Source organism: Pseudomonas sp. AC239 (genome assembly GCF_979258545.1).
The window spans coordinates 3,321,689-3,344,203 of the sequence record NZ_OZ409864.1 but is presented as its reverse complement, the minus strand read 5'-3'; the positions used below and the strand labels follow the sequence as shown (position 1 = coordinate 3,344,203).

The following is a 22,515-nucleotide window of genomic DNA, read 5'->3' as shown; positions in this document are numbered from 1 at the left end:
CCGACAACGGCCAACCATGCGCACCAGTCAATTTTTGCTCGCCACACAGAAAGAAACGCCTTCCGACGCGGTCGTGATCAGCCACCAGCTGATGCTGCGCGCCGGCATGATCCGCAAGCTTGCCTCGGGCCTCTACACCTGGCTGCCGATGGGCCTGCGAGTCATGCGCAAGGTCGAAGCCATCGTTCGCGAAGAGATGAACGCTGCCGGTTCTCTGGAAGTGTTGATGCCGAGCACCCAACCGGCCGAGCTGTGGCAGGAATCGGGGCGCTGGGACGAATACGGCCCTGAGCTGCTGCGCATCAAAGACCGCCACGGTCGTGATTTCTGCGCGGGCCCGACCCACGAAGAAGTGATCACCGATCTGATGCGCAACGAGTTGAGCAGCTACAAACAGCTGCCAATCAACCTGTACCAGATCCAGACCAAATTCCGCGACGAAATCCGCCCGCGCTTCGGTTTGATGCGCGGCCGCGAATTCATCATGAAGGACGCCTACTCCTTCCATGCTGATCAGGCGTCGCTGCAGATCACTTATGACCGCATGCATGAAGCCTACTGCAACATCTTCACGCGTCTGGGCCTGAAATTCCGCCCGGTGGAAGCTGACAACGGTTCGATCGGTGGTGCCGGCTCCCACGAATTCCACGTGCTGGCCGAGTCCGGCGAAGACGATATCGTCTTCAGCAACGGTTCCGACTACGCGGCTAACATCGAAAAAGCCGAAGCGGTGCCACGGGAAACCTCACGCCCTGCGCCAACCGAAGAACTGCGTCTGGTCGACACGCCGGACACCAAGACCATCGCGGCGCTGGTGGAAAAATTCAATCTGCCGATTGAAAAGACCATCAAGACCCTGATCGTCCACGCCGAAGAAGAAGGCAAGCTGATCGCGCTGGTGATTCGTGGCGACCACGAACTGAACGAAATCAAGGCTGCCAACCAGCCTGGCGTGGCCAGCCCGCTGGTCATGGCGTCCGATGCCGAACTGCGTGACGCGATTGGCGCCGGCGCCGGCTCGCTCGGCCCGCTGAACCTGCCACTGCCGATCATCATCGACCGCTCGGTGGCGATGATGAGCGACTTCGGCATCGGCGCGAACATCGATGACAAGCACTACTTCGGCGTGAACTGGGAGCGTGATCTGCCGGTTCCGACCGTTGCCGACCTGCGCAACGTCGTCGCCGGCGACCCAAGCCCGGACGGCAAAGGCACACTGGAAATCAAGCGCGGCATCGAAGTCGGCCACATCTTCCAGCTGGGCAACAAGTACAGCAAGGCGATGAAGTGCGAAGTGCTGGGCGAGAACGGCAAGCCGGTGACTCTGGAAATGGGTTGCTACGGCATTGGCGTATCGCGCGTGGTGGCTGCTGCCATCGAGCAGAACAACGACGCCAACGGCATCATCTGGAGCGACACCCTGGCGCCATTCCAGATCGCGCTGGTACCGCTGCGCTATGAAACCGAGCAGGTGCGCGAAGCCACCGACAAGCTGTATGCCGAATTGACGGCGGCCGGCTTCGAAGTGCTGCTGGACGATCGCGACAAGAAAACCAGCCCGGGCATCAAGTTCGCGGACATGGAGCTGATCGGCATTCCACACCGGATCGTGGTCAGCGACCGCGGCCTCGCCGAAGGCAACCTGGAATACAAGAGTCGTTCCGAAGCAGAGGCGCAAGCGCTGCCGGTGGCCGATGTTGTGTCCTTCCTTCAGGCCCGAATCCGCCGCTGAAACCAGATAGAGACGTCATGTTCAAGCGAAACACCTTAGGCCTCGGTGGCGCCGCCCTGTGCGGCGCCCTGCTGGTCAGCGGCTGCGCCAATCACATGTCGCAACGCAGCGAGCACGAAGAGCGGGTCGAGCGAAAGTTGCTCAACCACAGCCTGCAGATCGATGTAGGCGAGCCGAAAGTGCTCGAGCTGCCGCAACGACGCGTGAAGATCAACGAGCAGAAGACTTTCGAAGTCACCGAGTTCGAGGTCACCCGCCGTTACGACCGCTACACGCCTTATCAACCCTGGCGCGAAGTCTATGAGATTCCGCTGGGCGCGGTGGCCGTGGTCGGTGGTGTCGGTGCGAACGTGGTCAACGTGTTCGCACTCGGCAATCTGCCGGACAGCGTCACCCGGGATTGGCTGAGCTACGGTTTCGCCGGGCTCAACCCGTTCATGAACGTGCAGTCCAACGGTCGCGCACAGCAGAACCTCGCCGGCATCGATGAAGTCCAGCGCGACAAGCGCACGGAGTATTCGAGCCTGCCATGGAGCGAGCGGCCGGTGCAGGTCAAGGCCGGCAAGCAAACATTCGACATGACCACCGACCGCAACGGCGTGTTGCGCTTGAACCTGCTCGACAGTCCGTTTGCCGAACATGACCTCAACCATATCGGCCGCTTGCAGATCAGTGTCGAAGACGCCAAGGACGATGTGCATACCGACTCGACGCTGATGCTCAGCGGCCACCTGCGCGGCAAGTTGATTGAGGCGCACGGGCTGATTTATGACGACCTGGAAGATGACGAAGTGAGCCAGTGGGTTCACCGGGTCAAACGCCTGTCGGAGCTGGGCCTGGAAGAAGAAGCCAGCGAACTGGAACAGAGCCTGATCGAACTGACCCGCAATGATCCTGAATTGCAGGCTGAGTTTCTCAAGGCGTTGACCAAGGATGCCGGGCGTTTAGTGGCTGATCCGGGACCGAATTAAAGCTTAGAAACTTCGCGAGCAGGCTCGCTCCCACAAGGGATTTGTGAACGACGCAGATCCAATGTGGGAGCGAGCCTGCTCGCGAAGACGCCCTGCCAGGCGCCGCGAATCTACCGCTCAAACAACTCCATCTGCTCAAACCCGCCGCGCAAATCCTCCAGCCTCACCCCCACGCCCAACAACCGCACCGGTTTGCCGCCGCGATTGAACGCCTGCGTCAGCAATAATTGATAACTGCCCAAATCGCGCCCTGCCCCGGCCTGTTCCAGTGTGGTCTGGGTGAAATCATGAAATTTGACTTTGACGAACGGCTTGCCCGGTCGATAACTGCTGTCGATCCGCGACATGCGGGTTTGCAAGGTATCGAGCAGCTCGGGCAATTTGTCGAGGCAGGCGCGCAAATCCGGAAGATCAACATCGTAGGTGTTTTCCACACTGATCGACTGACGCCGACTGTCGTTGTGCACCAGACGGTCATCGATCCCACGGGCCAGATTCCACAAGCGCTCGCCGAAACTGCCAAATTCGCGCACCAACGCCAGCCTCCCCCACTCGCGCAGGTGCTGACAGTCAACGATGCCAAGCTTGCCGAGCTTGTCGGCGGTAACCTTGCCGACGCCGTGCAGCTTGCTCACCGGCAGACCGCTGACGAAATCCTCGACCTGATTCGGGGTGATCACGAATAAACCGTTGGGTTTTTTCCAGTCGCTGGCGATCTTCGCCAGAAACTTGTTTGGCGCGACGCCTGCGGAAACGGTGATGTGCAGTTGATTGGAGACGCGGCGGCGAATGTCCTGGGCGATGCGCGTGGCGCTGCCGCCGAAATGCGCGCTGTCGGAGACGTCGAGGTAGGCCTCGTCCAGCGAAAGCGGCTCGATCAGGTCGGTGTAGTCGGCAAAGATCGTATGAATTTCCTTCGACGCTTCGCGATAAGCCTCCATGCGCGGCTTGACGATGGTCAGGTCCGGGCACAGCTTCAACGCATGCCCGGAGGCCATCGCCGAGCGAACACCATAGGCGCGAGCTTCATAGTTGCAGGTGGCGATCACCCCGCGTCGATCCGCCGAACCACCCACCGCTAACGGCTTGCCGGCCAAACGAGGATCATCGCGCATCTCGATGGCGGCGTAGAAACAGTCACAGTCAATGTGGATGATTTTTCGCTGGGTCATGTCGGAAAAAGACAACGTGGCAAGCCGGAGCGGCAGTATCTCACTCACACCTGTATATAGCACCAGTGGTTGAATGTTCTTTTCCGACCGTAGGAGATTTCCGCTGAATTTATTTTTTCAATCACAAATCAAGATGCAATAGAGCTGAAAGCCTTGCGCCACCTGCCCTGTGCGCCGGCCAACCGCCGCTAACATACGCTAAGCACTTGAACCTCAACAGATTTATCCAGATCGACGGTTGACACACGCGCGAACCTCTGTAGAATGCCGCCACACAGACGCGGGATGGAGCAGTCTGGTAGCTCGTCGGGCTCATAACCCGAAGGTCGTCGGTTCAAATCCGGCTCCCGCAACCAAACATCAGAAAAGGCTACTCGAAAGAGTGGCCTTTTTTGTGCGCGTCTGTTTTGCAAATGAGCGCCCCGCTCAATCGCAAGCAAAACGGCAATTCGTTGCATTTCCGAAACTTACACATTACCTGCGACCGTTTGCCGCGATTTCGCAGTTATTTGACCCATTCCAGGATTAGCGGTTGACACCTCGCCGTTCGCCTGTAGAATGCCGCCACACAGACGCGGGATGGAGCAGTCTGGTAGCTCGTCGGGCTCATAACCCGAAGGTCGTCGGTTCAAATCCGGCTCCCGCAACCAAACATCAAAAAAGGCTACTCGAAAGAGTGGCCTTTTTTGTATCTGTTGAAAAAGTCCTTTCGCAACAATGATCTGTCACTGTGCAGTGAACCGCTGGGGATCATCGGAAACGCTGAGTTGCGACTATGCTTGAGTCGCAGACAGACCTTCTGCAATCCAGGAACTGCCCTCGCCGATGCCCGACGAGAGGCGTAGTATTTTGTGATTATTTTTTTCTACAGGGATTGGTAACTTGGCTGGATACCTCCATCCTGTCGCGCACAATCCAAGAGGTGATTGATGCGCGCCAACTCGTCTGATCCACAAGACACCGTTACAGCAGAACAACCGATCAAACCCGAGCGTTTGCGCTGGCTGGATCGGTTAAGCAAATACCGTCAGCCGATCGGTCTGGCCGTCACGTTGCTGCTGTTTGCCATTGCCCTGATTGCCTGCCGCCATCTGCTCGCCGAGCTTGATCTCGATGCGCTGCATGACTCGATTCTCGATGTACCGAAACCGGCCCTGCTCGGCGCCATTGGCGCGACGGTGGTCGGTTTCATCATCCTGCTCGGCTATGAATGGTCGGCCAGCCGCTACGCCGGTGTAAAACTGCCGCCGCGCATGCTCGCGCTCGGCGGCTTCACCGCTTTTGCGATCGGCAATGCGATCGGCCTGTCGCTGCTCTCCGGTGGCTCGGTTCGCTATCGTTTATATGCGCGATTGGGCGTCGGTGCGTCGGAAGTCGCGCACATGACCTTGTTCGCCAGCCTCTCGCTGGGCTGCGCCTTGCCGCCGCTGGCCGCGCTGGCGACCTTGAGTAACCTGCCGGCCGCCTCGCAGGCCTTGGGATTGTCCGAAGTCTTGCTCGGTTCTGTCGCCGCTGCCGTATTGATCGTCGGTGCTGTGCTGGCAATCGGCATCTATCGCCGTCGTCTGCCGGAACAGCCCTACCCCGACAATCTGCTGGTCCGCGCCGGTCGGCGCACATTGCGCCTGCCGGGTCGGCGCCTGACATTGCTGCAACTGGTGATCACCGCTCTCGATGTCGCGGCTGCCGCCACCGCTCTGTATTTATTGCTGCCGGAAGCGCCGCCGTTTGCGCCGTTCCTGCTGGTGTATCTGCTGGCGCTGGCCGCCGGTGTACTCAGCCATGTACCGGGCGGCGTTGGCGTGTTCGAAGCGATTCTGCTCGCGGCGTTTGCCGACAAGCTTGGCGCCGCGCCGCTGGCCGCTGCCCTACTGCTGTATCGCCTGATCTACGTAGTGCTGCCGCTGCTGGTCGCTTGCGTATTGCTGCTGATCAACGAAGGCCAGCGCCTGTTTCAGACCCAGACCATGCGCGCCGCGTCCGGTCTGGCCGCGCCGATTCTGGCGGTGCTGGTGTTTCTGTCGGGCGTGGTGTTGCTGTTTTCCGGCGCGACCCCGGAGATCGACACGCGCCTGGAGCACATCGGTTTTCTGATCCCGCATCGCCTGGTCGACGCCTCGCACTTCGGCGCCAGCCTGATTGGCGTGCTGTGCCTGTTGCTCGCCCAAGGCCTGCGCCGGCGTCTGTCGGCGGCGTGGATGCTGACCACCATTCTGCTGCTGGTCGGTGCCCTGCTCTCGCTGCTCAAAGGCTTCGACTGGGAAGAAGCCACGTTGATGACGTTGACGGCCGCGCTGCTCGGCGTGTTCCGCCGCTCCTTCTATCGCCCGAGCCGTTTGACCGAACTGCCGTTTTCGCCGCTGTATCTGGTCGCCAGTCTATGCGTGCTGGGCGCTTCGGCCTGGTTGCTGCTGTTCGCCTATCAGGACGTGCCCTACAGCCATCAACTGTGGTGGCAGTTCACCCTCGACGCTGACGCGCCGCGCGGTCTGCGCTCGCTGCTCGGTGCGGCGGTGTTGCTGGTGATCATCTCGCTGACCTGGCTGCTGCGCACCGCGCGCCCGGTGATTCATTTGCCGACGCCGGACGAACTCGACCGCGCGGCAAAAATCCTCATGGCCTCGTCGCAACCCGACGGCGGCCTCGCGCTGACCGGGGACAAGGCGTTGCTGTTTCATCCCAACGATGAGGCGTTCCTGATGTACGCCCGCCGTGGCCGCAGTCTGGTGGCGCTGTACGACCCGATCGGGCCGAGCCAGCAGCGCGCGGAAATGATCTGGCAGTTCCGCGACCTCTGCGACATCCATCACACGCGACCCGTGTTCTATCAAGTGCGCGCGGAGAACCTGCCGTACTACATGGACATCGGCCTGACGGCGATCAAGCTCGGCGAAGAGGCCCGGGTCGATCTGCAGCGCTTTGATCTCGAAGCCAAGGGCAAGGAGATGAAGGACCTGCGCTACACCTGGAACCGCGGCACCCGCGATGGTCTGTCGCTGGAAATCCATGAGCCGGGCCAGGCGCCGATGGATGAGCTGAAAGTGATTTCCGATGCCTGGCTGACCGGCAAGAACGTGCGCGAGAAAGGTTTCTCCCTCGGCCGCTTCAGCGACGATTACCTGAAGCATTTCCGCATTGCGGTGATTCGCTTCGAAGGCCGCCCGGTGGCGTTCGCCAATCTGCTCGAGACCTACAGCCACGATCTGGCCAGTCTCGATCTGATGCGCGCGCACCCGGAAGCGCCGAAGCTGACCATGGAATTCATGATGGTCGGCCTGATTCAACACTATAAGAGTCACGGATACGCGCGCTTCAGCCTGGGCATGGTGCCATTGTCGGGGTTGCAACCCCGGCGCGGCGCACCGCTGACCCAGCGCCTGGGCTCGATGGTTTTCCGCCGTGGTGAGCAGCTGTACAACTTCCAAGGCTTGCGCCGTTTCAAAGACAAGTTCCAGCCTGACTGGGAACCCCGTTATATGGCCGTGCCCGCCGGACTCGATCCGCTCGTGGCGCTGGCCGACACTGCTGCCCTGATCGCGGGCGGCTTGACTGGATTGGTGAAACGCTGATGATTCAACGCTCCCTGAAGTACATCCTGGCCGCCCTGCTGGTGCTGGCCGTGATTGCCGGCGGCGGTTACTGGTACCTCAAACGCCCGGCACCGGAACCGACCGTCGAACAACTCAAACCGGCCGACGGCACGACCATGACGCGCGTGATCCCGGGCAGCAAGCCGAAGGCTCAGGTGCTGGTGGCCGTCACCGACGAACAGAAGCTCTCCGAGAAACAACTGACCACCCTCAGCCGCAGCGCCTCGGCGCAGATCGTCCAGGTGATTCTGCCCAAGGACTGCCTGCTGCAAAGCCGCGCCCTGCAATCAGGCCTGCGCGAACTGAATGGCCCGGCCACCCTGGTCAGCGGCATCGGCCCAGGCGCTGTGCTGGCGTGGCGCTGGCTAGCGGAGCAGAAAGACGATAAGGCCCAGGCCATCTCCGTCGACTTGGCTCTGGAAAAACCCGGCTGCACCCACCTGTTGCCGAAATCCGCCGCCCACGGCCACTGGCTGGTGGCGTGGAACGACAACCCGGACGATGCCAGCGCAGGCTTCGTGCGTGATCAGCCGAACGCCGAAACCAGCATCAGCGACTACGACATCAACCTGCCGCAAGTGCTGAACAACGAACTGCGCAAAATCCTCGTCGGCGGCGACAAGGCCAACGGCGGCCTGGCGATCCCGGTTGTGGAAGTGCCGGCGGGTCAGGCCAACGACACGGTGACGCTGTTCCTCTCCGGCGACGGCGGCTGGCGCGACCTCGACCGCGACGTGGCCGGGGAAATGGCCAAGATCGGCTACCCGGTGGTCGGCATCGACACCCTGCGCTACTACTGGCAGCACAAGAGCCCGGAGCAAAGCGCACTCGACCTCACCGAACTGATGCAGCACTACCGGCAGAAATGGGGCACCAAACGCTTCATCCTCACCGGTTACTCGTTCGGTGCTGACGTCCTGCCAGCCATCTACAACCGCCTGCCGGAGAACGAGCAACAGCGTGTCGACGCGATCATCCTGCTCGCCTTCGCCCGCACCGGCAGCTTCGAAATCGAAGTTGAAGGCTGGCTGGGTAACGCCGGCAAAGAAGCCGCCACCGGGCCGGAAATGGCCAAGCTGCCAGCGGCCAAGGTGGTGTGCATCTACGGTGAAGAAGAAACCGATGAGAGTGGCTGCACCGACAAGACTGCAGTGGGTGAGCCGGTGAAACTGCCCGGTGGCCATCACTTCGACGAGAACTACCCGGCGCTGGCCAAGCGCTTGGTGGACTTGATCCAGAAACGTCAGAGCAAGGACTCGGTCGCCGAAGAGTGATCTGAGCCACGCCCACAAAAAGCCCCCGCCATCTCGCGATGACGGGGGCTTTTTACATTTTTCAAGAACAGCATCAATTCCTGTGGGAGCGAGCTTGCTCGCGAAAGCGGCAGGTCAGTTAACACATTCGCCGACTGACACTACGCCTTCGCGAGCAAGCTCGCTCCCACAGGGGAATTGCGCTGGATTCAACAGTTTTGTGCCAAGGCTCGCAAATCTCTTGACTCTTCAGGAAGCCAAAAACGCCAAGTGTCCACATTCCATAAAACGTGGACACCTGCTTAATTGGCATTATCGAATCGTCAACTCCACACTCATTCATCTACCGAACAAATACCCACGTAACCGCCAGCAACGTTTAGTTTCGTTTACGTCTGGTCTCGCAATATCAGATGACGCCCACAGACCTTGTAGGCAAACTCCGAATCTCGTATTCGGGCGCTTTGCCGCTCTATTGCGCTGTTTTTCGACGGGATACTCTCCGGACGTCGCTGACCCATTCAGCGATCGGGTGTGGTAACCCGGAGAAACCATCGCAACAGCCCGCTCCTCGAGTTATGGCGGCTGTGCGTGGGACGCTTTCGAGCGTGCCGGTTTCCTTGGTTCCCGGTTTACCACCCTGCGTACAGTTGCCTCCCTTTCGCGTGGTAACGAAAGTCGCGGCGCTTCGAACTAAGGAGTAACACGATGACCGAACCTGATCTGCACGGACTCGCAAGCGTTAAAACCATCGGCTTCACCCCTTTCCTCTACAACTCGGATCAAGCGTTCTTCAACGTCCGCGCCGGCATCCCGATCATCGATGCCTTGTCGCAATCCTCCGACCTGCTATCCCTCGCCAAATCCTTCGCCGGGGATGCTGCCTTCATCAGAGACACCGACCGCCATGCCTGGGCTGCGCATTACCTGACGGTGATGGGCAAAGCGTTGATTGATGATGTGATTCAGGCGTTGATGCCACGACCTGCTCGCACAAAGACCGAATCCGAAGAAGAATTGCCTGAAAGCCACTAACACCACAGAACCCTTGTGGGAGCGAGCTTGCTCGCGAATGCGGTGGGTCAGCCGAAGAATGCTTCTCCTGTCACTCAACCTTCGCGAGCAAGCTCGCTCCCACAGGGGGATTTGCGTGGGTTTGAAGTTTATGTGCAGGCACAAAAAAGCCCCCGCCAGCCACAAGGCCGATGGGGGCTTTTTCAGTTGAGGCGAGGCTTACATCTCCACCTGCGTCCCCAACTCAATCACCCGGTTCAGCGGCAGATTGAAGAACCGCAAGTTCCCATTGGCATTCTTCAACATGAACGCGAACAGCGCTTCACGCCAACGCGCCATGCCCTCAAGTTTCGAGGCAATCACCGTTTCACGGCTGAGGAAGTAGGTCGTGCGCATCGGGCTGAAGTCCAGATCATCCAGATGACACAGCTTCAGCGCTTGCGGCACGTCCGGCTCGTCGGTGAAGCCAAAGTGCAGGATCACCCGGAAGAAGCCTTCACCATGGGCTTCGACTTCGAAGCGCCGCGATGGCGGTACGCGCGGGATGTCTTCGTAAACCACCGTCAGCAGCACCACTTGCTCATGCAGCACCTGATTGTGCAAAAGGTTGTGCAACAGCGCATGCGGCACGGCGTCGGAACGAGCGGTGAGGAACACGGCGGTGCCCTGCACGCGATGCGGTGGTTGCACGCGGATGCTGCTGATGAAGATCGGCAGCGGCAGCGCGCCTTCGTCGAGGCGTTCGACCAGCAGTTGTTTGCCGCGCTTCCAGGTGGTCATCAGCACGAACAGGGCGATACCGGCGATCACCGGGAACGCGCCGCCTTGAACGATCTTCGGCACGTTGGCGGCGAAGTACAGGCCATCCACCAGCAGGAAGCCAAGCAGCACCGGCACCGCGAGGATCGGTGGCCATTTCCACAGCAGCAGCATGACCGCTGACACCAGAATGGTGGTCATCAGCATGGTCCCGGTCACCGCCACGCCGTAGGCCGAGGCCAGTGCGCCGGAGGATTCGAAGCCGATCACCAGCAGCACCACGCCGACCATCAGCGCCCAGTTCACCGCGCCGATGTAGATCTGCCCCTGCTCGTCGCTGGAGGTGTGCTGGATGTACATGCGCGGGATGTAACCGAGCTGGATCGCCTGACGGGTCAGGGAGAACGCGCCGGAAATCACCGCTTGCGAGGCGATCACCGTGGCCAGGGTCGAAAGGCCGACCAGCGGAATCAGCGCCCAGCTCGGCGCCAGCAGATAGAACGGGTTACGCGCCGCGTCCGGGTTGTCCAGCAGCAATGCGCCCTGGCCGAAGTAGTTGAGCACCAGCGCCGGCAGCACCAGCAGGAACCAGGCGCGGGCGATCGGCTTGCGACCGAAGTGGCCCATGTCGGCGTACAGCGCTTCGGCGCCGGTCAGCGCCAGCACTACCGCGCCGAGGATCGCTACGCCCATGCCCGGGTGCACGACGAAAAAATTCACCGCCCACATCGGGTTCAGCGCGTGCAGCACTTCCGGGGTGTGGCTGATGCCGTACACACCGAGCGCGCCGAGGACGAGGAACCAGGTGACCATGATCGGCCCGAACAGAATGCCGATCCGCGCGGTACCGTGGCGCTGGATCAGAAACAGCGCGACCAGCACTACCAGCGACAGCGGCACCACCCAGTGATCGATGCCGTCAAACGCCAGGCCCAGGCCTTCGATCGCCGACAGCACCGAAATGGCCGGGGTGATCATGCTGTCGCCGTAGAACAGCGCCGCGCCGATCAGCCCGCACACCACCAACAGCGTGCGCAGACGCTTGCGCCCCGCCGCTGCCCGCCGTGCCAGCGCGGTGAGGGCCATGATGCCGCCTTCGCCCTGGTTGTCGGCGCGCAGGACGAACATCATGTATTTGATCGAGACCACCCAGATCAGCGACCAGAAGATCAACGACAGAATGCCCAGCACGCCGTCGTGATTGACCGGCACACCGTATCCGCCGGAAAACACTTCCTTGAGGGTGTACAACGGGCTCGTGCCGATGTCGCCATAAACCACCCCGACCGCCGCGACCAGCATGCTCAGCGGTCTGCTCGCCGAACCCTCGGCGCCCGCCGCATGACTACTTGCCTGACCCATCCAACACTCCTGATCTCGATACCGGCTTCTTTGAAGGAAGCACTATGCTTTGAGTTGCAGCATGCGCTGTTTTACCTGTTGTTACAGACCAATGATTGACTGCACGAAATCGGTAAAGCTCAACGGCGCGAAGCATAGCGCAGCACTCGTCGTATTTCCCCGTATAAAGCTGGTCAAGTGCGTTGCCCGCCGCTAGAATTGCGCACTTTTTGATCAGAGGCGCATCTCAAGCGCCCATCCGTCAGCTGCCGCGCGTGGCCAGCGACGTCACAAAACACCGAGGTTAGACATGTCCACCACTCCTGCGCCGGCCAATCCAAAGGTTGGCTTTGTATCTCTGGGTTGCCCGAAAGCACTGGTCGACTCCGAGCGCATCCTGACCCAGCTGCGCATGGAAGGCTATGACGTGGTGTCCACCTATCAGGACGCCGACGTGGTGGTGGTCAACACCTGCGGCTTCATCGATTCGGCCAAGGCCGAGTCGCTGGAAGTGATCGGCGAAGCGATCAAGGAAAACGGCAAGGTCATCGTCACCGGTTGCATGGGCGTGGAAGAAGGCAACATCCGCGACGTACACCCGAGCGTGCTGGCCGTGACCGGTCCGCAGCAGTACGAGCAAGTGGTCAACGCCGTGCACGAAGTGGTGCCGCCGCGTCAGGATCACAACCCGCTGATCGACCTGGTGCCGCCGCAAGGCATCAAGCTGACCCCGCGCCACTACGCGTACCTGAAGATTTCCGAAGGCTGCAACCACAGCTGCTCGTTCTGCATCATCCCGTCGATGCGCGGCAAACTGGTCAGCCGTCCGGTTGGCGATGTGCTCGACGAAGCCCAGCGCCTGGTCAAATCCGGCGTCAAAGAGCTGTTGGTGATCTCGCAAGACACCAGCGCTTACGGCGTTGATGTGAAATACCGCACCGGCTTCTGGAACGGCGCGCCAGTGAAAACCCGTATGACCGAGCTTTGCGAAGCGTTGAGCACCTTGGGCGTCTGGGTCCGCTTGCACTACGTTTATCCGTACCCGCACGTCGACGAGCTGATTCCGCTGATGGCCGCCGGCAAAATCCTGCCGTACCTGGACATCCCGTTCCAGCACGCCAGCCCGAAAGTCCTGAAGTCGATGAAACGCCCGGCGTTCGAAGACAAGACCCTGGCACGCATCAAGAACTGGCGCGAAATCTGCCCGGACCTGATCATCCGTTCGACCTTCATCGTCGGCTTCCCGGGCGAAACCGAAGAAGACTTCCAGTACCTGCTCAACTGGCTGACCGAAGCCCAGCTCGACCGCGTCGGCTGCTTCCAGTACTCGCCGGTTGACGGCGCGCCAGCGAATGATCTGGATCTGGAAGTGGTGCCGGACGACGTCAAGCAGGATCGTTGGGAGCGCTTCATGGCGCACCAGCAGGCGATCAGCTCGGCACGCCTGCAAATGCGCATCGGTCGTGAGATTGAAGTGCTGGTGGACGAGGTTGATGAACAAGGCGCGGTGGGCCGTTGCTTCTTCGACGCGCCTGAGATCGATGGCAACGTGTTTATCGATAACGGCAGCAACCTGAAGCCGGGTGACAAGGTCTGGTGCAAGGTGACTGACGCCGACGAATACGACCTGTGGGCTGAGCAGATCTAAGCACCGCAAAATACCTGTGGGAGCGAGCCTGCTCGCGAATGCGCTGGGTCAGTCGCTGCAAATATTGCCTGACACAATGCTTTCGCGAGCAGGCTCGCTCCCACAGGGGAATAGCGCTGTATCCAGAAGCCCCGCTCTTTTTTACAAGATACGGGGCTTTTTTGCGGCTATCGTTTAGCGGGGGACGGACTCCCTTGAACCGCACAAGAGGCACACGCACATGCGTCAGCATTCGGTCATTCACACACCGAAAATCAGCGATTACGAAGAACTGACCCGGGTCTGGGAGGCCTCGGTCCGTGCTACTCATCAATTCCTGCCGGACAGCTACATAGAGCTGCTGCGCAATCTGGTGCTCACTCGCTATCTCGATGCGGTCATGCTGATCTGCACCAAGGACCGCCAGCAGCGCATCACTGGCTTTGCCGGTGTGGCGGCGGGCAAGATTGAAATGCTGTTCATCGATCCTGATCACCGTGGTCAAGGCTTGGGCAAGCAGTTGCTCCGATATGCGATCGAACGGCTCAACGCCGATGAACTCGACGTCAACGAACAAAATCCGCAAGCCTTGGGTTTTTATGAAAAGCAGGGATTTGAAGTGATCGGCCGCTCCGAGGTCGATGGCATGGGCCAGCCGTATCCGCTGCTGCATATGCGCTTGCGGCAAAACCAGCAGCGCGCGAACCATGCCTGACACCACATAGAACCCTGTGGGAGCTGGCTTGCCAGCGATGCAGACGCCGCGGTGACCGACAAATGCCAAGGCGATGCCATCGCTGGCAAGCCAGCTCCCACAGGCAAAGCGACCATCCAGCAAATGGAACCGGGCTTAACCGCTTCCACACAGGTACAATGCCCACCCCTTTTTTGTTACGGCCCTGTCATGACTGACCCGATTCGCCTGTCCAAACGCCTCATCGAACTGGTCGGTTGCTCCCGCCGGGAGGCCGAGCTGTTCATCGAGGGCGGCTGGGTCACCGTGGACGGCGAAGTCATCGATGAGCCGCAATTCAAGGTCGGCGAGCAAAAGGTCGAGCTCGACAAGGACGCCAAGGCCACCGCGCCGGAGCCGGTGACCATCCTGCTCAACGCGCCGCCTGGCATGGATGTCGACAGCGCCATGCAATCGCTCAGCGCCGAAACCCTCAGCGAAGAGCATCGCTATGGCAAGCGTCCGTTGCGCGGGCATTTCCTGCGCCTGACCGCCAGCGCCGACCTGCAGCCCAAGGCCAGCGGCCTGCTGGTGTTCACCCAGGACTGGAAAATCCTGCGCAAGCTCACCGCCGACGCTGCGAAGATCGAGCAGGAGTACATCGTCGAAGTCGAAGGTGAGATGGCTGCCCACGGCCTCAACCGTTTGCAGCATGGCCTGACCCACAAGGGCAAGGAGCTGCCGCCGGTCAAGGCCAGTTGGCAGAACGAAAACCGACTGCGCTTCGCCATGAAAAACCCGCAGCCGGGAATTATTGCGCAGTTCTGCGAAGCGGTTGGCCTGAAGGTCATCGGCATCCGCCGCATCCGCATCGGCGGCGTGTCGATCGGCAAGGTCCCGCTCGGCCAATGGCGCTACCTGTCCGGCAAAGAGAAGTTTTAAGACTTCCCCTGCCGCCCCACATTCCGGCAGCGCCCGCGAGCGCTGCCCACACGTATCAGGAATACCGACATGGTTCATAACGACGTACTGCGCAGCGTGCGCTACATGCTCGACATCAGCGACAAGAAAGTTGTCGAGATCATCAAACTGGGCGGCATGGACGTCACGCTCGCCGATGTCATCACCTGGCTCGACAAGAAAGAAGAAGACGAAGAAGGCTTCGTACGCTGCCCGGACGAAGTCATCGCGCACTTCCTCGACGGGCTGGTGATCTTCAAGCGTGGCAAGGACGAAAGCCGTCCGCCACAGCCGATCGAAGTGCCGGTGACCAACAACATTATCCTGAAAAAACTGCGCGTGGCCTTCGAACTGAAAGAAGACGACATGCACGCGATCCTCAAGGCTGCCGAGTTTCCGGTATCCAAGCCTGAACTGAGCGCGCTGTTCCGCAAGGTCGGCCACACCAACTATCGCCCGTGTGGCGACCAGTTGCTGCGTAATTTCCTCAAAGGGCTCACGCTGCGCGTGAGAGCCTGAAAACAGCTGCAAGCTGCAAGCTGCAAGGCCGGGCACGGTGTTTGACTTGCCGCTTGTAGCTTGCAGCTCGAAGCTGGCCGCATGGCCCCTCATTCCCTCCGAAAATAGTGGCTCCGCTTTTCGCGGCTGACGACTAGGGTGTACTGATCCCTACTCTTCAGGACTCGCCATGCATCCCTACTTTTCCCTGCAAGGCCGCACCGCTCTGGTGACTGGCGGCACTCGCGGTATCGGCAAGATGATCGCGAAGGCGTTCGTCGAGGCCGGCGCCCATGTCTATGTGTGCTCGCGCGATGTTGAAGCCTGCCAGCAAACCGCTGAAGAACTTGGCGCGTTGGGCATTTGTCACGGCGTGGCGGCGAATCTGGCGACCGAAGAAGGCGTGCGGGAATTGGCCGCGCGTCTGGGCGAGCAGATCATTCATCTGGACATTCTGGTGAACAATGCCGGCACCACGTGGGGCGCGCCGCTGGAGAGTTATCCGGTCAAGGGCTGGCAGAAGGTCATGCAGCTCAACGTGACCTCGGTCTTCAGTTGCATCCAGCAGTTTCTGCCGTTGCTGCGCAAGGCTGGCTCGGCGGCGAATCCGGCGCGGATCATCAATATCGGTTCGGTGGCGGGGATTTCTTCGTTTGGCGAGCAGGCGTATGCCTATGGGCCGAGCAAGGCCGCCCTGCATCAGTTGTCGCGAATTCTGGCGCGGGAACTGGTGAGCCAGCACATCAACGTCAACGTGATTGCGCCGGGTCGCTTTCCGAGCAAGATGACCCAGCATATTGGTAACGATGAGCAGGCATTTGCTGAGGATACTGCGCTGATTCCGATGAAGCGCTGGGGGCGCGAGGAAGAGATGGCGGCGCTGGCGATCAGCCTGGCGAGTACGGCGGGGGCTTATATGACCGGGAATATCATTCCGCTGGATGGTGGGTTCAGTTTGTAGATCGGCGGTGCGGCCTTCGCGAGCAGGCTCGCTCCCACAGGATTTGTGCACGACATAGATCCACTGTGGGAGCGAGCCTGCTCGCGATAGCGGAAGCCCTGTCACCACCAGACTTGAAGCGAGCCGGGTTATCATGCCCGCCCTACCCCGCTTCGAATGCAAACCATGACTTACAGCGTGTCCCCGATCGGCTTCGTGCGCTCCTGTTTCAAGGAGAAGTTCGCCATTCCCCGCCAGCCACAACTGGCCCCGGCCGCCCGTGGCGTGCTGGAGCTGGTGGCGCCGTTCGATCAGGGTGACGCGGTGCAGGGGCTGGAGCAGGTCAGTCACGTGTGGCTGTTGTTCCTGTTCCATCAGGCCCTGGAAGACAAGCCGCGCCTGAAGGTGCGCCCGCCGCGACTGGGCGGCAACAAGTCGATGGGCGTGTTCGCCACCCGCGCCACACACCGACCGAACGGCATCGGGCAATCAGTGGTGAAGCTGGACAAGGTCGAGGCCAATCGCCTGTTTATTTCCGGGATCGATCTGCTCGACGGCACGCCGGTGCTGGATATCAAACCGTACGTGCCGTATGCCGACATCATCCCGGCGGCGACCAACGACATCGCCAGCGCCGCGCCGCAGCTGATCGACGTGCAATGGGCGGATTCGGCGCTGAAACAGGCGCACACACACGCTCAGCGCCTCGGCGAGCCATTGGTTGAACTGATTGAACAGTGCCTGGCTCAGGATCCGCGTCCGGCGTATCAGACACCGACGCCGGAGCGTGAATATGGCGCACAGTTCTGGGATCTGGACGTGCGCTGGCATTACCCGACGCCCGAACAGATCCGCGTGCTGGAAGTCATCCCGGCCTCAGCGTAGACCCCGGAAACGAAAAAGCCCGCGCTGCCTCTCAGGCAACGCGGGCTTTTTGCTTTTCTGTAGGAGTGAGCCTGCTCGCGATTGCGGTGGATCAGTCAAGATGGATTTCGACTGACACGGCCCTATCGCGAGCAGGCTCACTCCTACAAAGGGGTGTTATTTTTCGACGAACGCACGCTCGATCAGGTAATCACCCGGCTCGCGCATCCGCGCCGAGATCTTCAGCCCGAAGCTGTCGAGCACTTCGCTGGTCTCGTCGAGCATGCTTGGGCTGCCGCAGATCATCGCACGGTCGTCCTGCGGGTTGATCGGTGGCAGACCGATGTCGCTGAACAGCTTGCCGCTGCGCATCAGGTCGGTGAGACGGCCCTGATTTTCGAACGGCTCGCGGGTCACGGTCGGGTAGTAGATCAGCTTGTCACGCAGCGCTTCGCCGAAGAACTCGTTCTGCGGCAGGTGCTCGGTGATGAATTCGCGGTAGGCGACTTCGTTGACGTAACGCACACCGTGGACCAGGATCACTTTTTCAAAGCGCTCGTAGGTTTCCGGGTCCTGAATGACGCTCATGAACGGCGCCAGACCGGTGCCGGTGCTCAGCAGGTACAGGTGCTTGCCCGGGTTCAGGTCATCGAGAACCAGCGTACCGGTAGGCTTTTTCGAGATGATGATCTCGTCGCCTTCCTTCAAATGCTGCAGCTGGGAGGTCAGCGGACCGTCCTGAACCTTGATGCTGAAGAATTCGAGATGCTCTTCCCAGTTCGGGCTGGCGATCGAGTAAGCGCGCATAAGCGGGCGGCCGTTGGGCTGTTGCAGGCCGATCATCACGAACTGACCGTTCTCGAAGCGCAGGCCCGGATCGCGGGTGCACTTGAAGCTGAACAGAGTGTCGTTCCAGTGATGAACACTGAGGACACGCTCGTGGTTCATGTTGCTCATGTACGTTTGACTCCTGGAGATTGGTCTGCGCGGCTCAATGAGGCTTAACGTGCGCAATTGCATCGCATTCTAATAGCGACGACAATATCTGTTAACTGGATTATTAAGATAAGGGTTATCGGTTATATCGATATGCGATTTACTCTCCGTCAACTGCAAGTCTTCGTCGCCGTCGCCCAGCAGGAAAGCGTATCCCGTGCTGCGGGTCTGCTCAACCTCTCGCAATCGGCGGCCAGCACTTCGATCACCGAGCTCGAGCGCCAGTCCAGCTGCCAGCTGTTCGACCGCGCCGGCAAACGCCTGAGCCTCAACGCCCTTGGCAAACAACTGTTGCCGCAAGCGGTGGCCCTGCTCGATCAGGCCAAGGAAATCGAAGACCTGCTCAATGGCAAATCCGGTTTCGGCTCTTTATCAGTGGGGGCGACGCTGACCATTGGCAACTATCTGGCCACCCTGCTGATCGGCAGCTTCATGCAGCGGCACCCGGAAAGTCAGGTCAAGCTGCACGTGCAGAACACTGCCAATATCGTGCAGCAAGTCGCGCATTACGAAATTGATCTGGGTCTGATTGAAGGCGATTGCAGCCACCCCGACATCGAAGTGCAGAGCTGGGTCGAGGATGAGCTGGTGGTGTTCTGTGCGCCGCAACATCCGCTGGCCAAACGCGGCAGCGCGACGATGGAAGAACTGACCCACGAGGCATGGATTCTGCGGGAACAGGGCTCTGGCACGCGGCTGACCTTCGATCAGGCCATGCGTCACCATCGCAGCGCGCTGAACATTCGGCTGGAGCTGGAACATACCGAAGCGATCAAGCGCGCAGTGGAATCAGGGCTGGGAATTGGCTGCATTTCGCGGCTGGCGCTGCGCGATGCCTTCCGGCGCGGCAGTCTGGTGCCGGTGGAGACGCCGGACCTGGATCTGGCCCGGCAGTTCTATTTCATCTGGCATAAACAGAAGTACCAGACCTCGGCCATGCGCGAATTCCTTGAGCTGTGCCGCGCCTTCACCGCCGGGGTGCAGCGCAGCGACGAGATCGTCTTGCCGACCATTGCTTAAAGCAGAATCACCGCCCACACCAGGCCAATCATGCTCAACGCCACGAACTGCGCAGCGCTGCCCATGTCCTTGGCGTTCTTCGACAGCGGGTGCAGTTCCAGCGAGATGCGGTCGATGGCCGCTTCCACCGCTGAATTGAGCAGCTCGACAATCAGAGCGAGCAAGCAAACAGCAATCAACACCGCCTGCTCGACACGGCTGACATTGAGGAAGAATGTCAGCGGAATCAGCACCACGTTGAGCAGCACCAATTGACGGAACGCCGCTTCGCCGGTGAAGGCGGCGCGCAGGCCGTCGAGCGAATAGCCGGAAGCGTTGAGAATGCGTTTCAGGCCGGTCTGGCCCTTGAAAGGAGACATAAGAAAGAAACCAGCCAAAAAGGAGTGGGGAAGCTAGATCAACGAAAGTCAAAAAAGCGTGAAACCGCCAGCCATCACTGGCTCGGAATTGACTCAAGTTGTTGCAGCAGTAAAGCCGCTTGTGTCCGAGTGCGCACATTCAATTTGCGAAAGATCGCCGTGACGTGGGCCTTGATGGTCGCTTCCGACACGCTCAGCTCATAAGCGATCTGTTTGTTCAGCAGACCTTCGCAGACCATGGTCAGCACGCGGAACTGTTGCGGCGTCAGGCTGGCGAGGCCATCACTGGCGGCTTTCGCCTCATCGGACACGCTCACCGCTTCGAAGGCTTGCGGCGGCCAGAACACATCGCCATCAAGCACCTTGCGCACCGCTTCCTGAATCACGCTCAGATCGCTGGATTTTGGAATGAAGCCACTGGCGCCGAACTCGCGGGATTTGACCATCACCGAGGCTTCTTCCTGGGCCGAGACCATCACCACCGGAATCTGCGGGTACTGCCCGCGCAGCAGCACCAAGCCGGAAAAACCGTAGGCGCCGGGCATGTTCAGGTCCAGCAGGACCAGATCCCAGTCAGCCTTTTCGGCCAGGCGCGCTTCCAGTTCGGCAATGCTCGCCACCTCCACCAACCGCACGTCCGGGCCAAGGCCCAGCGTCACTGCCTGGTGGAGGGCGCTGCGAAACAGGGGGTGATCATCGGCAATCAGGATGTCGTATGTGGCCATTTTTCAAATGATCCTGTTTTTGATGGCCCGCCAGTGCATTCCGGTCAGACCAAAGCAACTCAAGATGCCACATTCCGGCGACATCCACAGGGGCACGTTCAACGCCAATCAGCAACAAACACGGCGTTTCAAACCTTGGCCGCACCCTAATCGGCGCCAAGCATGCCCAGCGCAGCCGGGGTGGTCAAGCAACATGGCCAGCGCTAGCGACAGTATGGGCCACTATCAGGCCAACTCCGGCTGCGGCTTTCGTATATAAGGCAGCAGCTCGGCGTGAGCGGGGGTCGATTCGTTCAGGTCCAGTTGCTGTTTCGCACCAAGGTAATGCTGGCTGAACACATCGAAATAAGCGTCCAGCGCCGAAGCGGCATCGCTGTCACCGGCCAGTTCCAGGCACAACGCTGCGACTTCGGCGGTGCACAGGTGCTCGCTGCGGGTCGAACGGCGCAAACGGTAACGCGAGAGTTTGTCCGGCAGCAGGCTGAGGATCGGTAAGCGGTCGAAATACGGACTCTTGCGGAAAATCTTCCGCGCTTCAGTCCAGGTCGCATCGAGCAGAATGAACAGCGGGCGCTTGCTGCTATCGACACTCACCGTGTTGGTTACCCGCGACGGCTCGACATATTCACCCGGAAACACCAGATATGGCTGCCATTGCGGATCGTTGAGCAGCGCAAGCATTTGCGGGTCGGGCTCGGTGCGTGACCAGATGAACGCATGGTTGTCGCGCACCACATCGGCAATCAGCCAACCGGTGTTGCTTGGCTTGAACACTTCCTTGCCGGTCATGATCAGACACACGCCAGAACGGGTGTCGACGCTTGGCCGCCAGGCGCACAGACAATGACTGATGATGACCCGGCAATCGCGGCAACGCTCGGAGCGAAAGCCGCGCGCCTGAATCGGCTTGATGCCTTCGTCCTCGCGCTGATCGCGCAGGCGGGCCACGGCGTTGGGCGCATGGTTCATCACGGGCAACACCGGCAGACTGGGAAACTCGACACGAACGACACTCGGCAGGGCAATAAAGGCCGGCAGTTTACCAGAGCGACGGCCACAAGCCTGTACCGTCCAGACCGGCTCCCCTATAATTCGCCGCCACTGAACGCACCGCCCCGTGACGGGTCGAACCACCAGTCACCGAATCAGGAGAGTTTCATGCTGCGCCTTATCGTTCCTACCGCTGCCATTCTGCTGGCGTCGTCCTTTACCGCTCAGGCTGCGTCCCTGAGTGAGCAGAATCTGAACCGAGAGCTGCGCAACGTCGCCGCCCAAAGCAGCGTCGGCACGCCACGGGCGATCAATGAAGACATTCTTGATCAAGGCTACACCGTCGAAGGCACGCAACTGATCAACCATCTGAGCGTGCAAAAGAGCCACGCCGACAAGATGCGCGCCGATCCCAAGGCTGTGTATTTCCAATTGGGCGCGTCGGTCTGCAACAACCCGTCGTACCGCAAGCTGATGGCCAAGGGCGCGATCATGCGTTACGACTTCACCGAAGTGAAAACCAACAAAGCCATCGGTTCGGCCAGCTATCAGGAATCCGATTGCCCGAAAGCCGCGCCGGCGAAGAAGAAGTAATCAGCGCGAAGCATTAGCGCGCCGCTGTTCATCCTCGGCGCGCAATTCCGCCACCAGAGCCTGCAAATAGCGCGAGCGGCGCTCGCCGCCCGCCAATCGTCGGCAGCACTCCTCCTCGAGACTCAATTGATTGGTCTTGGCCGACTCTTGCAACATCCGATACAGCTGCGTATCGATCTCCAGAACCACTCTGGCCATGCATCCCGCCTCCTTGCCACCACGAATCCTTGAATTGCCTGCCTTGCGCTAACGCAAGGTTGTCTTGCGACATCTGTAGTTGAGTAAATCAGAGTGATGGCCCTTTGCGACACGTTCAGACGAGCGGCGAGGCTTTGGCGCGAATCAGTAAGCGGTTGCCAGGCGAAACGTTACAGCGCACTGTTCAAGTCAGCGCGAATGCGTGCGAGGGTCTAGATTGAGAGTATTCCCGATCATTC

At 60.1% G+C, this 22,515-nt stretch carries 20 protein-coding genes and 2 tRNA genes; 15 read left to right on the top strand and 7 right to left on the bottom strand.

Annotated features, from left to right (window positions below; translation table 11 throughout):
* Window positions 1–16 precede the first annotated feature (16 nt).
* Together ACZ0AZ_RS15180 and ACZ0AZ_RS15175 are read left to right on the top strand one after the other, a co-directional pair.
* On the top strand, window positions 17–1,732 hold the full coding sequence (locus ACZ0AZ_RS15180) for a proline--tRNA ligase (RefSeq protein WP_463537664.1): 1,716 nt from the start codon (window positions 17–19) through the stop codon (window positions 1,730–1,732).
* Window positions 1,733–1,749: 17 nt separating this feature from the next.
* A complete protein-coding gene (locus ACZ0AZ_RS15175; protein ID WP_039762595.1) occupies window positions 1,750–2,703 on the top strand; it encodes a hypothetical protein in 954 nt (317 codons plus the stop codon).
* Between the two features lie 110 nt (window positions 2,704–2,813).
* Here ACZ0AZ_RS15175 and dinB read toward each other — a convergent pair whose 3' ends face one another.
* Window positions 2,814–3,875 carry a DNA polymerase IV gene (dinB, locus tag ACZ0AZ_RS15170; protein WP_129998816.1) on the bottom strand — a complete coding sequence of 354 codons (1,062 nt, stop codon included), beginning with the start codon at window positions 3,873–3,875 and terminating at the stop codon, window positions 2,814–2,816.
* A 279-nt stretch (window positions 3,876–4,154) separates the two neighbouring features.
* Between dinB and ACZ0AZ_RS15165 the strand changes: the two genes are divergently transcribed.
* From ACZ0AZ_RS15165 to ACZ0AZ_RS15145, 5 genes are all read left to right on the top strand, one after another.
* Window positions 4,155–4,231 (top strand) — tRNA-Met (locus tag ACZ0AZ_RS15165).
* 217 nt (window positions 4,232–4,448) lie between these two features.
* Window positions 4,449–4,525, top strand: a tRNA-Met gene (locus tag ACZ0AZ_RS15160).
* A 279-nt stretch (window positions 4,526–4,804) separates the two neighbouring features.
* Window positions 4,805–7,444: a bifunctional lysylphosphatidylglycerol flippase/synthetase MprF gene (mprF, locus tag ACZ0AZ_RS15155; protein ID WP_463537663.1), complete on the top strand. Its 2,640-nt coding sequence runs from the start codon at window positions 4,805–4,807 to the stop codon at window positions 7,442–7,444.
* Window positions 7,444–8,739: a virulence factor family protein gene (locus tag ACZ0AZ_RS15150; protein WP_310406811.1), complete on the top strand. Its 1,296-nt coding sequence runs from the start codon at window positions 7,444–7,446 to the stop codon at window positions 8,737–8,739. Before mprF ends, ACZ0AZ_RS15150 begins: the two co-directional genes overlap by 1 nt.
* A gap of 687 nt (window positions 8,740–9,426) precedes the next feature.
* Window positions 9,427–9,753 carry a DUF3077 domain-containing protein gene (locus ACZ0AZ_RS15145; RefSeq protein WP_463537662.1) on the top strand — a complete coding sequence of 109 codons (327 nt, stop codon included), beginning with the start codon at window positions 9,427–9,429 and terminating at the stop codon, window positions 9,751–9,753.
* Window positions 9,754–9,951: 198 nt separating this feature from the next.
* Here the strand turns inward: ACZ0AZ_RS15145 and ACZ0AZ_RS15140 are convergent, their stop codons facing one another.
* Window positions 9,952–11,793, bottom strand: coding sequence for a potassium transporter Kup (locus ACZ0AZ_RS15140; protein WP_372339860.1), 1,842 nt, complete (start codon window positions 11,791–11,793; stop codon window positions 9,952–9,954).
* 349 nt (window positions 11,794–12,142) lie between these two features.
* Here ACZ0AZ_RS15140 and rimO point away from each other — a divergent pair, with 349 nt between their 5' ends.
* The 6 genes from rimO (at window position 12,143) to tsaA (ending at window position 17,415) form a co-directional block, all read left to right on the top strand.
* The gene (gene rimO / locus ACZ0AZ_RS15135) at window positions 12,143–13,480 is read left to right on the top strand and encodes a 30S ribosomal protein S12 methylthiotransferase RimO (protein ID WP_024011887.1); all 1,338 of its coding nucleotides are present in this window, start codon (window positions 12,143–12,145) and stop codon (window positions 13,478–13,480) included.
* Between the two features lie 220 nt (window positions 13,481–13,700).
* Entirely contained in the window at window positions 13,701–14,174 is a 474-nt protein-coding gene (locus tag ACZ0AZ_RS15130) for a GNAT family N-acetyltransferase (RefSeq protein WP_160768296.1), read from the top strand.
* A 189-nt stretch (window positions 14,175–14,363) separates the two neighbouring features.
* Entirely contained in the window at window positions 14,364–15,074 is a 711-nt protein-coding gene (locus ACZ0AZ_RS15125) for an rRNA pseudouridine synthase (protein WP_129998808.1), read from the top strand.
* A gap of 69 nt (window positions 15,075–15,143) precedes the next feature.
* The gene (locus tag ACZ0AZ_RS15120) at window positions 15,144–15,611 is read left to right on the top strand and encodes a YehS family protein (RefSeq protein WP_016771408.1); all 468 of its coding nucleotides are present in this window, start codon (window positions 15,144–15,146) and stop codon (window positions 15,609–15,611) included.
* A gap of 169 nt (window positions 15,612–15,780) precedes the next feature.
* Entirely contained in the window at window positions 15,781–16,551 is a 771-nt protein-coding gene (locus tag ACZ0AZ_RS15115) for an SDR family oxidoreductase (RefSeq protein ID WP_463537660.1), read from the top strand.
* A gap of 165 nt (window positions 16,552–16,716) precedes the next feature.
* Window positions 16,717–17,415 carry a tRNA (N6-threonylcarbamoyladenosine(37)-N6)-methyltransferase TrmO gene (tsaA, locus tag ACZ0AZ_RS15110; protein ID WP_165368409.1) on the top strand — a complete coding sequence of 233 codons (699 nt, stop codon included), beginning with the start codon at window positions 16,717–16,719 and terminating at the stop codon, window positions 17,413–17,415.
* Between the two features lie 156 nt (window positions 17,416–17,571).
* On the opposite strand, the gene fpr is transcribed toward tsaA, so the two are convergent.
* Entirely contained in the window at window positions 17,572–18,351 is a 780-nt protein-coding gene (gene fpr, locus ACZ0AZ_RS15105; RefSeq protein ID WP_007908723.1) for a ferredoxin-NADP reductase, read from the bottom strand.
* 132 nt (window positions 18,352–18,483) lie between these two features.
* Here fpr and ACZ0AZ_RS15100 point away from each other — a divergent pair, with 132 nt between their 5' ends.
* Complete coding sequence (locus tag ACZ0AZ_RS15100) at window positions 18,484–19,410, top strand: LysR family transcriptional regulator (protein ID WP_024011881.1); 927 nt, start codon at window positions 18,484–18,486, stop codon at window positions 19,408–19,410.
* On the opposite strand, the gene ACZ0AZ_RS15095 is transcribed toward ACZ0AZ_RS15100, so the two are convergent.
* From ACZ0AZ_RS15095 to ACZ0AZ_RS15085, 3 genes are all read right to left on the bottom strand, one after another.
* Window positions 19,407–19,769 (bottom strand): diacylglycerol kinase, encoded by a 363-nt coding sequence (locus ACZ0AZ_RS15095; protein WP_016771411.1) that lies wholly within the window; start codon window positions 19,767–19,769, stop codon window positions 19,407–19,409. The two genes, ACZ0AZ_RS15100 and ACZ0AZ_RS15095, sit on opposite strands and share 4 nt — an antisense overlap.
* Before the next feature lie 74 nt (window positions 19,770–19,843).
* On the bottom strand, window positions 19,844–20,494 hold the full coding sequence (gene erdR, locus ACZ0AZ_RS15090; protein WP_039762582.1) for a response regulator transcription factor ErdR: 651 nt from the start codon (window positions 20,492–20,494) through the stop codon (window positions 19,844–19,846).
* 225 nt (window positions 20,495–20,719) lie between these two features.
* Window positions 20,720–21,463: a tRNA-uridine aminocarboxypropyltransferase gene (locus ACZ0AZ_RS15085; RefSeq protein WP_129998805.1), complete on the bottom strand. Its 744-nt coding sequence runs from the start codon at window positions 21,461–21,463 to the stop codon at window positions 20,720–20,722.
* 189 nt (window positions 21,464–21,652) lie between these two features.
* Here ACZ0AZ_RS15085 and ACZ0AZ_RS15080 point away from each other — a divergent pair, with 189 nt between their 5' ends.
* Complete coding sequence (locus ACZ0AZ_RS15080; protein ID WP_007908738.1) at window positions 21,653–22,078, top strand: PA3611 family quorum-sensing-regulated virulence factor; 426 nt, start codon at window positions 21,653–21,655, stop codon at window positions 22,076–22,078.
* Here ACZ0AZ_RS15080 and ACZ0AZ_RS15075 read toward each other — a convergent pair whose 3' ends face one another.
* Window positions 22,079–22,276 carry a hypothetical protein gene (locus ACZ0AZ_RS15075; protein WP_039762578.1) on the bottom strand — a complete coding sequence of 66 codons (198 nt, stop codon included), beginning with the start codon at window positions 22,274–22,276 and terminating at the stop codon, window positions 22,079–22,081.
* Window positions 22,277–22,515 lie beyond the last annotated feature (239 nt).

Bases quoted from the DNA above. Each gene is read 5' to 3' on its own strand.
- ACZ0AZ_RS15180 (WP_463537664.1), top strand. From the start codon at position 17: ATGCGCACCAGTCAATTTTTGCTCGCCACACAGAAAGAAACGCCTTCC.
- ACZ0AZ_RS15175 (WP_039762595.1), top strand. From the start codon at position 1,750: ATGTTCAAGCGAAACACCTTAGGCCTCGGTGGCGCCGCCCTGTGCGGC.
- dinB (WP_129998816.1), bottom strand. From the start codon at position 3,875: ATGACCCAGCGAAAAATCATCCACATTGACTGTGACTGTTTCTACGCC.
- mprF (WP_463537663.1), top strand. From the start codon at position 4,805: ATGCGCGCCAACTCGTCTGATCCACAAGACACCGTTACAGCAGAACAA.
- ACZ0AZ_RS15150 (WP_310406811.1), top strand. From the start codon at position 7,444: ATGATTCAACGCTCCCTGAAGTACATCCTGGCCGCCCTGCTGGTGCTG.
- ACZ0AZ_RS15145 (WP_463537662.1), top strand. From the start codon at position 9,427: ATGACCGAACCTGATCTGCACGGACTCGCAAGCGTTAAAACCATCGGC.
- ACZ0AZ_RS15140 (WP_372339860.1), bottom strand. From the start codon at position 11,793: ATGCTGGTCGCGGCGGTCGGGGTGGTTTATGGCGACATCGGCACGAGC.
- rimO (WP_024011887.1), top strand. From the start codon at position 12,143: ATGTCCACCACTCCTGCGCCGGCCAATCCAAAGGTTGGCTTTGTATCT.
- ACZ0AZ_RS15130 (WP_160768296.1), top strand. From the start codon at position 13,701: ATGCGTCAGCATTCGGTCATTCACACACCGAAAATCAGCGATTACGAA.
- ACZ0AZ_RS15125 (WP_129998808.1), top strand. From the start codon at position 14,364: ATGACTGACCCGATTCGCCTGTCCAAACGCCTCATCGAACTGGTCGGT.
- ACZ0AZ_RS15120 (WP_016771408.1), top strand. From the start codon at position 15,144: ATGGTTCATAACGACGTACTGCGCAGCGTGCGCTACATGCTCGACATC.
- ACZ0AZ_RS15115 (WP_463537660.1), top strand. From the start codon at position 15,781: ATGCATCCCTACTTTTCCCTGCAAGGCCGCACCGCTCTGGTGACTGGC.
- tsaA (WP_165368409.1), top strand. From the start codon at position 16,717: ATGACTTACAGCGTGTCCCCGATCGGCTTCGTGCGCTCCTGTTTCAAG.
- fpr (WP_007908723.1), bottom strand. From the start codon at position 18,351: ATGAGCAACATGAACCACGAGCGTGTCCTCAGTGTTCATCACTGGAAC.
- ACZ0AZ_RS15100 (WP_024011881.1), top strand. From the start codon at position 18,484: ATGCGATTTACTCTCCGTCAACTGCAAGTCTTCGTCGCCGTCGCCCAG.
- ACZ0AZ_RS15095 (WP_016771411.1), bottom strand. From the start codon at position 19,769: ATGTCTCCTTTCAAGGGCCAGACCGGCCTGAAACGCATTCTCAACGCT.
- erdR (WP_039762582.1), bottom strand. From the start codon at position 20,494: ATGGCCACATACGACATCCTGATTGCCGATGATCACCCCCTGTTTCGC.
- ACZ0AZ_RS15085 (WP_129998805.1), bottom strand. From the start codon at position 21,463: ATGAACCATGCGCCCAACGCCGTGGCCCGCCTGCGCGATCAGCGCGAG.
- ACZ0AZ_RS15080 (WP_007908738.1), top strand. From the start codon at position 21,653: ATGCTGCGCCTTATCGTTCCTACCGCTGCCATTCTGCTGGCGTCGTCC.
- ACZ0AZ_RS15075 (WP_039762578.1), bottom strand. From the start codon at position 22,276: ATGGCCAGAGTGGTTCTGGAGATCGATACGCAGCTGTATCGGATGTTG.